The sequence below is a fragment of the Pseudomonas chlororaphis genome (assembly GCA_001023535.1).
Lineage (GTDB): Bacteria > Pseudomonadota > Gammaproteobacteria > Pseudomonadales > Pseudomonadaceae > Aquipseudomonas > Aquipseudomonas chlororaphis_E.
Map to the genome: position 1 here is coordinate 1,295,746 of CP011020.1, position 13,253 is coordinate 1,308,998.

The window sequence follows — 13,253 nt, forward strand, 5'->3', positions numbered from 1 at the left end:
GACTGGTTCATTGGTTTACAGAACGGGCGAGCTGCTATCGATCGTCTGCGGCAACCGCTGGTCGATCAGCCGATGCAACGCACTGTCCTGCGGCCAATTGCGCATGAAGCGGGCGCGGTCGCGGGCGTAGGCCTGGGCGAAGCTGGCGTGGGTGCGGTGCTGGCACATCGAGTCGAGGTCGATCAGGGCCCAGCGGTCGTGCTGCCAGAACAGGTTATGCCCCTTGAGGTCACCGTGGCTGATGCGCTCGCGGATCAGGCTGGCGAACAACTGGTCCAGCGCCAGCAGCTCGGGCTCGGGCGCGTCGCCGTTGTCGATGTACGGCGCGAAGCGTTCGATGATGTCTGGCCCCGACAGGTGCTCGGTCACCAGGTAAGCGCCCCGGCGCAGCCACAGGAAACGCTTCTCCAGCAATGCCAGGGGCTTGGGCGTGGCGATGCCGAGGAACGCCAGTCGATGGCCTTCGCGCCAGGAATGCCAGGCCCGGCTGGGGCGCCAGAAGCGCTTGAGCCAATGGGCCAGGTTCTTGATGTTGTAGCGCTTGATCACCAGGACCCGGCCATCCACTTCGACCTTGCCGACGCTCGCCGCCCCACCGGTCTTGTACAGGTGGCCCTGGTCAAGCAAGGCGTCCGCACGCTCCAACACCGGCAGCATCGCCGCCTCTTCGTCTCGCCGGATCGCCCGCAGGCCGAAGGGCCCGCGTTGCACACTGAACAGGCTGCATTCGCGCCCGACCTTGTCCAGGAAGTCTTTCAGGCGCCAGGCCTGCACCTTGTCGATCTGTTTTTGCAGCGCTTCCATGGGCAGCGCGTGTTCGGCGTTGCCAAGCAGGTAATGCACCAACAGCTCTTCGGTGAACGGTTCGAGGGACTTGGGCAACTGGGCGAAGAACACCCCCAGGTTCTCCAGCACTTTTTGCCGAGACAACGGCTGCCCGGGCGTTTCGGCACGGATGCCGGCGCCATCGATCAGGTAGAGCTGGCCGCCGTGGCGCAGCAGGTTGTCCAGGTGCAGGTCTTCCTGCCACAGCCCTTTGCCGTGCAGTTGCGCAATCGCACCCAGGGCCTCGGCCAGTACCGTCGCCTGTTCGTCGGCCAGCAAGGGCAGCGGCTCGACCTGTTTCCAGGCGTCCCCCAGGCTCTCGGCGCCTTCGAGCAATTCGAACAGCAGCCAGCCGCCCTCGCCGTCCTTCAGGCCATCGGCCAACAACAACGGCGTCGTCAACCCCTGCTCGGCCAACAAGCGCACGCCTTGCAGTTCCCGCTGGAAGTGCCGGGGCGCCTTGCTGCCCACCAGCAGCTTGGCCAGCACCGGCCGACCGCGCCAGATACCGGCACCGACGTAACGCTGCCCCGGCAACACCCGCAACAACGACAGCAACTGCAATTGCGCCGGGCCGGCGGCATCGGCCAGTTCCAGGCTCAAAGGCAGGGCTGGGCGGCGACCGGCGCTCTTCAATTCGGACAACTGCATCAGCGGGTTTCCTTGTGGCTGCGCCGGGCGGTCAGGCGGGTCAACCAATTGTCCACCAGCGCGGCGTCCTGGGGCTGATCCAGGTAAGTGGACAGCAACTGGCGAACTTCGCCTTCATTCCAGACGGACGCGCGCCGCAGCAAGGGTTCGAGGTCCTTGACCCGATCGCGTTGGCCGAACAGCAGCGGCCGGGTCTTTTCCAGGTCGATCAGTTGCGCCTGATAGCCGCTGGCGGTGGCTTGCAGGAAGATGTGCTTGGGGTAGAAGCAGCCATGCACCTGGCGCATGCCGTGCAGGCGCCGCGCCAATTGGCCGCAAGCCTGCAGGATGGTGGTGCGCTGCGCTGCCGTGAGGCTCGGCCAGCGTTGCAAGAGAGAATCCAGGTCATCCCAGCCGTCCAGGGCCCGCGTCAGCAGGATCGCCCGCACTTGGCCGTCAACCTTGCGCTGACCGTAGAACACCGCCTGCAACGCCGGGATTCCCAACTCGCGATAACGACTGATATTGCGAAACTCCCGGGAGAAACTCGGCTCGCCAAACGGGTGCGACAGCGTGCGCGTCAGGTAGTTGTTCTGACGCTTGAGGTAATACCCCTGGCCCTCCAGGTCCAGCCGGAACACGCTGCTCCAGCCCTCGCCCGAGGTGTTGGGTTCGTCCACCGCGTCCAGTTGCCGCGCCCAAAGCGCATCAAAGCTGTCCAGGCCGTGACGCTGCAGCAGCGCACGGTCTTCAGCGGCCAGGAAATCAGTCATTCACGCCCCTCGAAAAATCTCACCACGTGACGAATGCGCTTCTTGTCGCACGCGTCGAGCCGGTCACGCTGGCGGTACTGCAGGTAAAAGCGCAGCCGCTGGGTCGCCGACAGATGATACTTGGCCACTTTGTCCAGGCAGGCCAGGTCCTTGGTGATACGGTACTTGAGCCAGAAGCCGCGCCAGAAATCGCCGTTCGGACAGTCGATCAGGAACAGCCGCGAGCGGTCATCGATCAGCAGGTTGCGCCACTTCAGGTCGTTGTGGGTAAAGCGATGATCGTGCATGGTCCGCGTATAGGCGGCCAGTTGCCGGCTCACGCCGTCGACCCAGGCACGGTCGCCCAGCCGCGGATCATGCCGCTCGGCCAGCGCCGAGAGGTCCTCGGTGCGGGGCAGCTCGCGGGTAATCATCGCACCGCGGGCGTAAGTGGCGCCATGTCGCTCCAGGCCCCAGCCCACGATTTCGGCGGTGGGAATCCCCCACTTGGCGAAACGCTTGAGGTTCTGCCATTCGGACTTGACCCGTGGCTTGCCCAGGTAACGACGCAAGCCCTTGCCAGCCCCGACGTAGCGCTTGACGTAATAGTTCACGCCATTGCGTTGCACCCGGATCACTTCCGACAGCGGGTCGCGGGTCAGCCGCTCCCCTTGCAAGGCAAACACCGCGTCGAGGCTGCCGAAGTCCTGCGCCAGCTCGGCATAGGAAGGTTCCAGTTTCCAACCCGACATCAGAGCGCGTCCCCATACCGCTGCTTACGGGCATAGAGCTTGTTGGCCTTGCCTTCGAGCCAGCTCAGCAGGGCCGCCTCCTGCGTGAGGATCTCGCGCAGTGGCTGCTGGAAATAGCCCTTGAGAAAGCGCAGCTTGTCGCGGCGGGTCAGGCCGATGTCCAGCGCCGAGAAATACAGCGCGGCCAGGTCCTTGTTGCGCCAGCGTCGGGTGATCGCCGCGCGGGTCTGGGCACGGTGCAGGTCGATTACCGAGAGCTTGAAGTCCTGGGCGGTCACCGGCTTGTCGGTGTGCAACAGGAAGTGGCAGATGTAGCAGTCCCGGTGGTTGACCCCGGCGCGGTGCATCATGCCGGTCATGCGCGCCACTTCGGCAATCAGGGCACGCTTGAGGGCCGGTTGCGGCGGCTGCTTGACCCAGTCGATGCTGAAATCTTCGAGGCTGATCGTCGGCGCCAGTTCTTCGGTGACGATGAACGAGTGCTGGTCAGCCGGGTTGCGGCCCTTCTCGCCGTAGGCGACGGCCGTCATGGTCGGTACGCCGACTTCCTGCAGGCGCTGGATCGCGGCCCACTCCTGCCCCGCACCGAGCACTGGCAACTTGGCGGTGAGCAGGTTCTTGAAGATCTCGCCCCAGCCAATGCCACGGTGGATCTTGACGAAAAAACCGTGGCCGTCCACCTCCGTGCGCAAGGTGCGCCGGGCTTCGAGTTCACGATAGACCTCGCCCTGGAGCGCCTCGACTTCGACGAACGCATCGCGCCCGGCCCACAGGCGCTTGAACGGTTCGGCCAGCATCAGTTTCATTGCGCTTGCTCCGCCAATATCACATCGGCCGCGTGCTGCGGCATGCTGTAGAGGTCAGCCGTCTCGGCGAAGGCCAGGCCATTGCGGCTCCACGCCGCCCGGGCGTCGGCATCGCTGAGCATACGCCCCAGGTATTCGGTGAGCTGCGCCTGTTCGAACGGCTCGTCCAGCACCAGGCCGCTGTCGGCCTCGGCGATGTAATGGGCGTACCCGCACACCGCGCTGACCAGCACCGGCAACCCGGCCACCAACGCTTCGAGCAGCACGGTACCGGTGTTTTCGTTGTACGCAGGATGGATCAACAGGTCGGCCCCGAGCAGGAAACGCGGGATGTCGCTACGGCCCTTGAGGAACCGTACGTTGTCACCGAGCCCCAGCGCGGCACTCTGCAATTGAAATACCTTGGGGTCGTCCTGGCCGATTACAAACAGCCGGGTCCGTTTTCTCAACTCGGCAGGCAACGCGGCCAGGGCCTTGAGGCTGCGGTCCACGCCCTTGGTCTTGAACCCGGAGCCGATCTGCACCAGCAGCAGCTCATCATCGGCCAACTCGAACTCGGCCCTGAACGCGGCGCGGATCTCATCGGCATCGGCGGGCCGGCGGCGGTCCTGGGCGATGCCCGGCGGCAGCAAGTGGAAGCGCTCCAATGGCGTGCCGTAGTGCTTGATGAACAACGGCTGCTGGACTTCGGAGATCATCAGCACTTCGGTCCTGGCATCCCTGGCGAACACCGCCCGCTCGTACTCGGCGAAATGCCGGTAACGGCCCCAACGCCGATACAGGGAATTGCGCAGGTTCTGCGCCTTGTCTTCGAAGCAGCCATCGGCGGCGTAATACACGTCCAGGCCGGGCATCTTGTTGAAACCGATCAAGCGGTCCACCGGGCGCTTGGCCAGGTCGGCCTCCATCCACGCACTGAGTTTTTCGTTGCGCCGGTGGTTGAACAACGCCTTGACCGGCGCCACCAGCACTTCGAAACCCGGCGGGACGTCACCTTCCCAGATCAGCGTGTAGACGCGGATCTGGTGACCTCGCCGCTGGCATTCCAGGGCGATGCGCATGAAGTCACGCTGCAAGCCTCCGTACGGGAAATACTTGTAAAGGACAAAAGCCAATTGCATCAGCGCGGCTCCTCAGCCAATAACGTGCTCAGGTGGCTGGCCACACGCTCGGGGTTCAGACGCGTGAAGCACAGGGGCTGCTCGCGTTTCAGGTCAAACCGACGGGCATCTTCGGCGGTCGGCGGGTAAGTGCACTGCTTCTGCATGCAGGGTGCACAGGGAAAATCGCTGGCGAGGTGAACCTGGCCCTTGCCATAGGCGCCGGTCAGAATCGGGTTGGTGGGGCCCAGCAGCGAAATCGTCGGCACGTCCAGGGCCGCAGCCAGGTGCCCGAGACCAGTGTCCACTGCCACGCAGGCCTGGGCGCCGGCAAGCACCTTGCCCATGCCACCCAGGTTCAGCTTCGGCAACACTTCGACATTGCGCAGGCCCTTGGCGATACGCTCGGCCCGGGCCTTCTCCAACGGGTTGCCCCACGGCAGCTTCACCACCACGCCGAACTGCCCCATGCGCTCGGTGAGCTGGCGCCAATACAGCTCGGGCCAGTGCTTGGATTCCCAGGTCGTGCCGTGCAGGAACACCACATAAGGGTACTTGCGCGGCAATTCAACCAGGCGATCGACATTCAGGCCGTAGCTGCCCTGGGTCCGGGGCAAATCATACCCCAGCGCCACGGCGAACAACTGGCGCACGCGCTCCACCGCATGCTGACCGCGGGCCACCGCCAGGCGGCGATCGTAGAAGCGCGCGGCGATGGGCTCGCGGGCCGAATCCTTGTCCAGGCCGGCGACCGGCGCCTTGACGTAACGGGTCAGCCAGGCACTTTTCAACAGGCCCTGGGCGTCGATGACCAGGTCGTACTTTTCGGCGCGCAGGCTCTGCTTGAAGCGTCGCCACTCGCCGCTCTTGATCGTTTGCCAGAGGTTCTTGCGCCAGCGACGGATCGCCACCGCGATGACCTTGCCCACGGCCGGGTGCCAGGTCGGGATCTCGGCGAAGCCTTCTTCCACCACCCAATCGAACTTGATCCCGGGGATCGCCCGCGCCGCATCGGTCAGGGCTGGCAACGTGTGGACCACATCCCCCAGCGAGGAGGTCTTGATCAGCAATACCCGCAAGTTACTCGACCTCCACGGGTGTGCCCTGCAAACGCTCCAGGGCCTCGTTCACCGACTGCGGCATGAGCTGGCGCAGGCAGTTGTAGTGCCCGAAGCGGCAGGTGCGGTCAAAGCATGGGCTGCATTCCAGGCCCAGGCGCACGATTTCGACCTGGTCGGCCAGCGGCGGGGTGAAGCCCGGCGAGGTGGAGCCGTAGACCGCCACCAACGGGCGATTCAAGGCCGCGGCCACGTGCATCAGGCCGGAGTCGTTGGAGACCACCGAATCGGCACAGGACAGCAGGTCGATGGCTTCGGCCAGGGACGTGTCGCCGCTGAGGTTCACCGACTCTTCGCGCAGCCCCGGGATCAGCCGCGAACGGATGTCCTCGCCCACCGGATGATCCTTTTTCGAGCCGAACAGCCAGACCTGCCAGCCTTCCCGAATCTTCGCCTCGGCGACCTGGGCGTAGTGCTCGGCCGGCCAGCGCTTGGATTCGCCGAATTCGGCGCCCGGACACAGGGCCAGCACCGGGCGGTCCAGGCTCAGGCCGAACTTGGCCAGGGCTTGCGCGCGACTCACCGGGTCAATGGCCAGGCTGGGGCGCGGATACGGCGTGGGCAACTCGGCCCCGCGCTCGTAGGCCAGGGCCATGAAGCGCTCGATCATCAGCGGATAACGCTCTTTGTCCAGCGTGCGCACGTCATTGAGCAAGCCGTAGCGGAACTCGCCGCGCCAGCCGGTGCGCTTGGGGATGCCGGCAAAGAATGGCACCAGCGCCGACTTCAGCGAGTTGGGCAGCAGGATCGCCTGGTCGTACTGGCCGGCCAGGGACTTGCCGATGCGCCTCCGAGTCGCCAGCTCCAGCGCGCCGTGGCCGAGCGGGAAGCTCAAGGCCTTGCGTACCTGTGGCATGCGCTCCAGGATCGGCCGACTCCACTCGGGGGCCAGGACGTCGATTTCGCACTGCGGGTGGCGCTGCTTCAGGCACTGGAACAGTGTCTGCGCCATCACCATGTCACCGACCCAACTGGGCCCAACGATCAGAATATTCATGTGGTTTCCAAAAACGCTACGGGGAGGCCTACGCCTCCCCGCCTAAAGACACTGCAATCCACCGTGGGAGCGGGCTTGCTCGCGAAAGGGCCGGCACATCCAACATCTATTTCGCCTGACACTGCGCTTTCGCGAGCAAGCCCGCTCCCACAAGGGGTCTTCATTCGCCTCAAGTGCGGTGAAGCACCGCCAATCCAACTGTGGGAGCGGGCTTGCCCGCGAAGAGGCTGGCACATGCAGCCTCTACTTCGCCTGACACTCCGCCTTCGCGAGCAAGCCCGCTCCCACATCAATCAGTACTCAATTCAACCCCAACGTCCGCCAGATCCGCAGCACCTGCCGGCGTTCATCCACGAACTGGTCGCCTGCAATCACCCCGGCCTCTTTCTGCAGGGCCTGGCGGTGGGCGGCGGAGCGGTAGGCTTTGTAGGCCTCGCGCAACAAGGTGGCGTCTTCGGCCGGCATCAACCCGACCTCCTGCAACCCTTCCAGAATGCGGATGTTATCGGTGTAGCGCAGCAACGACGGGTGTTCCTCGGACCACGCCAGGGCCGCGTATTGCACCATAAATTCAATATCGACGATACCTCCGGCGTCCTGCTTGAGGTCGAACGGCGCCGTGGCCTCGAAGGCATTTGCCGCGGTTCCGGCAGCGGTGGCCTTGCTGCCAAGGTTATCGCGCATCTTGGCGCGCATCTCGCTGACCTCCTGGCGCAACATCGACAAGTCACGCTTGCGCCCAAGGACCTGGGCGCGGACATTTTCAAATGCCAAGCCCACGTCCTGGCTGCCCACCAGCACCCGGGCCCGCACCAGTGCCTGATGCTCCCACGTCCAGGCTTCATTTTCCTGATAACGGGCAAACGCCCCGAGGGAGCTGACCAGTAACCCCGACGCCCCGGACGGACGCAAGCGCATGTCCACTTCATAGAGCTGCCCGGAGTTGGTCTGGGCCGTTAGCAAGTGAATGATCCGCTGGCCAAGCCGGGTGAAGAACTGGGCGCCATCGATCGGCTTCGGCCCGTCGGTTTCGGCCTGCGGATCGCCGTCATGGATGAAGACCAGGTCCAGGTCGGAACCATGCCCCAATTCAAGGCCGCCGACTTTCCCATAACCGACAATGATGAAGCCCGGATCGCACAAGCTGCCGTCGGTGCGCAACGGCACGCCATGCTTGGCGGTCGTCTGGCGCCAGGCCAGGGCCAGCACTTGTTCGAGAATCGCCTCGGCCAACCAGGTCAGGTAGTCGCTGACTTTCATCAGCGGCAGGCTGCCGGCGATTTCCGATGCAGCCACCCGCAGGCGGTGCGCCAGCTTGAAATGCCGCAGCGCCTCCATCTGCTGTTCAAGATCATCCTCGGGAATCCGCGTCAGGCGCTCGCGCAACTCGGCGGCCAGCTCCGGCGCCAGCGGCGGCTTGAACAAGCGCCCCTCGTTGAGCAGCTCATCGAGTAATAAAGGAAAACGCGTGATCTGCTCGGCGATCCACGGGCTCGCTGCGCACAAGGTCAGCAAGCGCCGCAGGGCGCCGGGGTTTTCCGTCAACAGCACCAGGTAAGCCGAGCGGCGCGCCACCGCTTCGACCAGCGGCAATACGCGCTCCAGCACCAGGTCCGGGTTGGCATGCTCCACCGCCTGGGCCAGCAAGCGCGGAATGAAGGCGTCCAGACGCTCGCGCCCCAGGCGTTGCATCGCTCGCAATTGCGGGCTGCCGCGCAAGACAGCCAGGGCCTTGAGGGCCTTGGCCGCATCGCTGAAACCGCCCGCCTCCAACTGGCGGCAGGCCGCCTCCTCATCCTGGCTGTCTTCCCACAACGGCAGCCATTCGCCGCCCACCACCACTTCGCTCTCACTGCCCTCGTCTTCGTCAGGGTCAGCAATGACCTGGCCGAAGTGCCAGGCCACCCGCTCGCGCCAATACATCAACCGCTCATGGAACGCCGGCCAGTGCGCAAACCCCAGCATGAAGGCAATCCGCGCCTGGTCCTGCGGGCTGTCCGGCAGCATCTGGGTCTGGCGATCGCCGATGGCCTGGATCGCGTGCTCGGTATAACGCAGGAATTCATAACCCTGGCGCAACTCGTCGACCACCTTGGTCGGCAGATACCCCTGGCCTTCGAGAGTGCCCAGCACTTTGAGCAGCGGGCGCTGCTGCAGGCTCAGGTCGCGACCGCCGTGGATCAGCTGGAACGCCTGGGCGATGAACTCCACCTCGCGAATCCCGCCCGACCCGAGCTTGATGTTGTCGGCCATGCCCTTGCGCCGCACTTCCTGCTGGATCAGCTGCTTCATGGTGCGCAGCGCTTCGATGGCGGAAAAGTCCAGGTAACGGCGATAAACGAACGGACGCAGCATGTCGAGCAACTGCGCACCGGCCACCTGGTCACCCGCGACCACGCGCGCCTTGATCATGGCGTAGCGTTCCCAGTCGCGCCCCTGGTCCTGGTAATACTGCTCCAGGGCATTGAAGCTCAGCACCAGTGCGCCGGCCGAACCATAAGGACGCAGGCGCATGTCCACGCGGAACACGAAACCGTCGACGGTGATCGGGTCCAGGGCCTTGATCAGGCGCTGGCCGACCCGGATGAAGAACTCCTGGTTATCCAGCGGCCGCTTGACGCCGACGGTTTCGCCCCCCTCCGGGTAGGCAAAGATAAGGTCGATGTCCGACGACAGGTTCAGCTCCACCGCCCCCAGCTTGCCCATGCCGAGAATGACCATCTGCTGCGGCTCGCCGCTGCGCCGCCCGGTGGGGGTGCCGAACTGCTGGGCGAGGCGCTGGTACAACCAATGGTAGGCCTCGTCGATGCAGGTATCGGCCATGTCGGAGAGATCGCGGCAGGTTTGCACCAGGTCGGCCTGGCGGGTCAGGTCGCGCCAGATGATCCGCACCTGCTGGCGCGTGCGCTGGCGACGCAGGACGCGGCCCAGTTCGTCTTCGGTCTCGGCAGCCTGGACCGCGGCACCAATCTGCGCACGCATCTCGCCGGGGGCGAAGCCGCGGTCCAGCTCGCCGCTGCGCACCAGCGCCAACAGCATCGCCGGGTCACGCACACTTTGCTCGATGACAAAGTCACTGGCGGCAGCGACGCGCCGGAATGCCTCCCAGTGCTGCGGCGTCCAGCTCGACAGGCCGTGGTCGTCGTCGAGCGAAGCGACCGCCGCACGGAACGACTCCTCGGCCCGACTGACCAATGACTGGAGAATGACCGGTACTTCGGCAAGCGAGGGCAGGCTCATGGTCTATCCTTGATCGGCGCGGGGAAGGCTGGATGTAGTGTTTTTTCAAAAACCACTACCTGATCGACTGTCGAACAAAGATGATAAATAGCTGAAAATCTGATTTTATTGGCAGCCGACATCAAGTTTTTACCTGTTCGAGTTGGGTAAAGACCAACAGTAACGATTATTCTCACAACGAAACGAGGGGCCATAAGCCGCTCTTGTGTAGTTTTACTACTCGTCTATACATTCGAAAAGCTGAAACGGCCAACGATTTGTAGTAAAACTACACGCCGTCGAATCTACCTTCGGCAATCCAAGAATTTATATCGTCTGCCCACAAGGCCAGTCGCAAACTCAGGCAACCGATTCTGGTAGCCTTTCCGCCCTGGAGCAAGCCATGCAAGACCTCGATCCCGTCGAAACCCAGGAATGGCTGGACGCCCTGGAATCGGTTCTCGACAAAGAAGGCGAAGACCGTGCTCATTATCTGATGACCCGTATGGGTGAACTCGCGACCCGCAGCGGCTCGCAACTGCCCTACGCCATCACCACGCCGTACCGCAACACGATCCCCGTGACCCACGAAGCACGCATGCCTGGCGACCTGTTCATGGAACGCCGCATTCGCTCGCTGGTACGTTGGAACGCGTTGGCCATGGTCATGCGCACCAACCTGAAAGATTCTGACCTGGGCGGTCACATCTCCAGCTTCGCTTCCAGCGCGACGCTGTATGACATCGGCTTCAACTATTTCTTCCAGGCCCCGACCGATGAACACGGCGGCGACCTGATCTACTTCCAGGGTCACGCATCGCCCGGCGTCTACGCCCGTGCGTTCATGGAAGGCCGTATCTCCGAAGACCAGATGAACAACTTCCGCCAGGAAGTGGACGGCAACGGCCTGTCCTCGTACCCGCACCCTTGGCTGATGCCTGACTTCTGGCAGTTCCCGACCGTTTCCATGGGCCTGGGCCCGATCCAGGCGATCTACCAGGCACGTTTCATGAAGTACCTGGAAGCCCGTGGCTTCATCGAGCCGGGCAAGCAGAAAGTCTGGTGCTTCATGGGCGACGGCGAGTGCGACGAGCCGGAATCCCTGGGCGCGATCTCCCTGGCCGGCCGCGAGAAGCTGGACAACCTGATCTTCGTCATCAACTGCAACCTGCAGCGCCTCGACGGCCCGGTTCGCGGCAACGGCAAGATCATCCAGGAACTCGAAGGCGTGTTCCGTGGTGCCCAGTGGAACGTCAACAAAGTCATCTGGGGCCGTTTCTGGGACCCACTGCTGGCCAAGGACGTCGACGGCATCCTGCAACGCCGCATGGACGAAGTCATCGACGGCGAGTACCAGAACTACAAGGCCAAGGACGGCGCGTTCGTCCGTGAGCACTTCTTCAACACGCCTGAACTCAAGGCGATGGTTGCCGATCTGTCCGACGACGAGATCTGGAAACTCAACCGTGGCGGCCACGACCCGTACAAGGTCTACGCGGCGTACCACGAAGCGGTCAACCACAAAGAGCAGCCGACCGTCATCCTGGCCAAGACCATCAAGGGTTATGGCACCGGCGCCGGCGAAGCGAAGAACACCGCGCACAACACCAAGAAGGTCGATGTCGATAGCCTGAAGCTGTTCCGCGACCGCTTCGACATCCCGGTCAAGGACAGCGAGCTGGAAAACCTGCCGTTCTTCAAGCCTGAAGAAGGCAGCGCCGAAGCCCGTTACCTGGCCGAGCGCCGTGCCGCGCTGGGTGGTTTCGTGCCACAGCGTCGCGCCAAGAGCTTCAGCGTCCCGACCCCGCCACTGGACACCCTCAAGGCGATCCTGGACGGCTCGGGCGACCGTGAAATCTCCACCACCATGGCCTTCGTGCGGATCCTCGCGCAACTGGTCAAGGACAAGGAAATCGGCTCGCGCATCGTCCCGATCATCCCGGACGAAGCCCGTACCTTCGGTATGGAAGGCATGTTCCGCCAACTGGGCATCTACTCGTCCGTCGGCCAGCTCTACGAGCCAGTCGATAAAGACCAGGTGATGTTCTACCGCGAGGACAAGAAAGGCCAGATTCTCGAGGAAGGCATCAACGAAGCGGGCGCCATGAGCTCCTTCATTGCCGCCGGTACCTCGTACTCCAGCCACAACCAGCCGATGCTGCCGTTCTACATCTTCTATTCGATGTTCGGCTTCCAGCGGATCGGCGACCTGGCCTGGGCCGCTGGCGACAGCCGCACCCGTGGCTTCCTGATCGGCGGCACCGCCGGCCGTACCACCCTCAACGGTGAAGGCCTGCAGCACGAAGACGGTCACAGCCACATGCTGGCCGGCACCATCCCGAACTGCCGCACCTATGATCCAACCTACGGCTACGAGCTGGCGGTGATCATCCAGGACGGCATGAAGAAGATGACCGAAGAGCAACAGGACGTCTTCTACTACATCACCGTGATGAACGAGTCCTACCAGCAGCCAGCCATGCCGGCCGGCGTGGAGGAAGGCATCGTCAAGGGCATGTACCTGCTCGAGGAAGACACCCGCGAAGCCGCGCACCACGTCCAGCTGATGGGCTCCGGCACCATCCTGCGCGAAGTGCGTGAGGCGGCGAAGATCCTGCGCGAGGAATTCAACATCGGTGCCGATGTCTGGAGCGTCACCAGCTTCAACGAACTGCGTCGCGACGGCCTGGCCGTGGAGCGCAGCAATCGTCTGCACCCTGGCCAGAAGCCTAAGCTGAGCTATGTCGAAGAGTGCCTGAGCGGCCGTAAGGGTCCGGTCATTGCCTCTACCGACTACATGAAGCTGTTCGCCGAGCAGATCCGCCAGTGGGTTCCTTCCAAGGAGTTCAAAGTGCTGGGCACCGACGGTTTCGGCCGTAGCGACAGCCGCAAGAAGCTGCGTCACTTCTTCGAAGTCGACCGTAAGTTCGTTGTGTTGGCAGCCCTGGAAGCCCTGGCTGACCGCGGCGATATCGAACCGAAAGTGGTGGCCGAAGCCATCGCCAAGTTCGGCATCGATCCAGAAAAACGCAACCCACTGGACTGCTGAGGAGA

The 13,253-nt window shown here is 63.6% G+C and carries 9 protein-coding genes; 1 reads left to right on the top strand and 8 read right to left on the bottom strand.

Features of this window, described 5'->3' with window-relative positions; genetic code table 11:
- Window positions 1-15: 15 nt before the first annotated feature.
- The 8 genes from VM99_05585 to VM99_05620 form a co-directional block, all read right to left on the bottom strand.
- Window positions 16-1,476: a serine/threonine protein kinase gene (locus VM99_05585; protein ID AKJ97551.1), complete on the bottom strand. Its 1,461-nt coding sequence runs from the start codon at window positions 1,474-1,476 to the stop codon at window positions 16-18.
- Window positions 1,476-2,228: a lipopolysaccharide kinase gene (locus VM99_05590; GenBank protein ID AKJ97552.1), complete on the bottom strand. Its 753-nt coding sequence runs from the start codon at window positions 2,226-2,228 to the stop codon at window positions 1,476-1,478. Before VM99_05590 ends, VM99_05585 begins: the two co-directional genes overlap by 1 nt.
- On the bottom strand, window positions 2,225-2,959 hold the full coding sequence (locus tag VM99_05595; GenBank protein ID AKJ97553.1) for a heptose kinase: 735 nt from the start codon (window positions 2,957-2,959) through the stop codon (window positions 2,225-2,227). The genes VM99_05590 and VM99_05595 overlap by 4 nt, the downstream gene beginning before the upstream one ends.
- On the bottom strand, window positions 2,959-3,765 hold the full coding sequence (locus tag VM99_05600) for a heptose kinase (GenBank protein AKJ97554.1): 807 nt from the start codon (window positions 3,763-3,765) through the stop codon (window positions 2,959-2,961). The genes VM99_05595 and VM99_05600 overlap by 1 nt, the downstream gene beginning before the upstream one ends.
- Window positions 3,762-4,886 (bottom strand): glucosyltransferase I RfaG, encoded by a 1,125-nt coding sequence (locus tag VM99_05605; GenBank protein ID AKJ97555.1) that lies wholly within the window; start codon window positions 4,884-4,886, stop codon window positions 3,762-3,764. The genes VM99_05600 and VM99_05605 overlap by 4 nt, the downstream gene beginning before the upstream one ends.
- Complete coding sequence (locus VM99_05610) at window positions 4,886-5,944, bottom strand: ADP-heptose--LPS heptosyltransferase (protein AKJ97556.1); 1,059 nt, start codon at window positions 5,942-5,944, stop codon at window positions 4,886-4,888. Before VM99_05610 ends, VM99_05605 begins: the two co-directional genes overlap by 1 nt.
- A 1-nt stretch (window position 5,945) precedes the next feature.
- Window positions 5,946-6,980, bottom strand: a complete 1,035-nt coding sequence (locus tag VM99_05615) for an ADP-heptose--LPS heptosyltransferase (protein AKJ97557.1) — start codon at window positions 6,978-6,980, stop codon at window positions 5,946-5,948.
- Between the two features lie 300 nt (window positions 6,981-7,280).
- Complete coding sequence (locus VM99_05620) at window positions 7,281-10,220, bottom strand: bifunctional glutamine-synthetase adenylyltransferase/deadenyltransferase (GenBank protein ID AKJ97558.1); 2,940 nt, start codon at window positions 10,218-10,220, stop codon at window positions 7,281-7,283.
- 382 nt (window positions 10,221-10,602) lie between these two features.
- On the opposite strand from VM99_05620, the gene aceE reads away from it, so the two are divergent.
- Window positions 10,603-13,248 carry a pyruvate dehydrogenase gene (gene aceE, locus VM99_05625; protein ID AKJ97559.1) on the top strand — a complete coding sequence of 882 codons (2,646 nt, stop codon included), beginning with the start codon at window positions 10,603-10,605 and terminating at the stop codon, window positions 13,246-13,248.
- Window positions 13,249-13,253 lie beyond the last annotated feature (5 nt).

Excerpts from the sequence above, each read along its gene's own strand:
- VM99_05615 (AKJ97557.1), bottom strand. The coding sequence starts at position 6,980 with ATGAATATTCTGATCGTTGGGCCCAGTTGGGTCGGTGACATGGTGATG.
- aceE (AKJ97559.1), top strand. The coding sequence starts at position 10,603 with ATGCAAGACCTCGATCCCGTCGAAACCCAGGAATGGCTGGACGCCCTG.
- VM99_05620 (AKJ97558.1), bottom strand. The coding sequence starts at position 10,220 with ATGAGCCTGCCCTCGCTTGCCGAAGTACCGGTCATTCTCCAGTCATTG.
- VM99_05585 (AKJ97551.1), bottom strand. The coding sequence starts at position 1,476 with ATGCAGTTGTCCGAATTGAAGAGCGCCGGTCGCCGCCCAGCCCTGCCT.
- VM99_05595 (AKJ97553.1), bottom strand. The coding sequence starts at position 2,959 with ATGTCGGGTTGGAAACTGGAACCTTCCTATGCCGAGCTGGCGCAGGAC.
- VM99_05600 (AKJ97554.1), bottom strand. The coding sequence starts at position 3,765 with ATGAAACTGATGCTGGCCGAACCGTTCAAGCGCCTGTGGGCCGGGCGC.
- VM99_05605 (AKJ97555.1), bottom strand. The coding sequence starts at position 4,886 with ATGCAATTGGCTTTTGTCCTTTACAAGTATTTCCCGTACGGAGGCTTG.
- VM99_05590 (AKJ97552.1), bottom strand. The coding sequence starts at position 2,228 with ATGACTGATTTCCTGGCCGCTGAAGACCGTGCGCTGCTGCAGCGTCAC.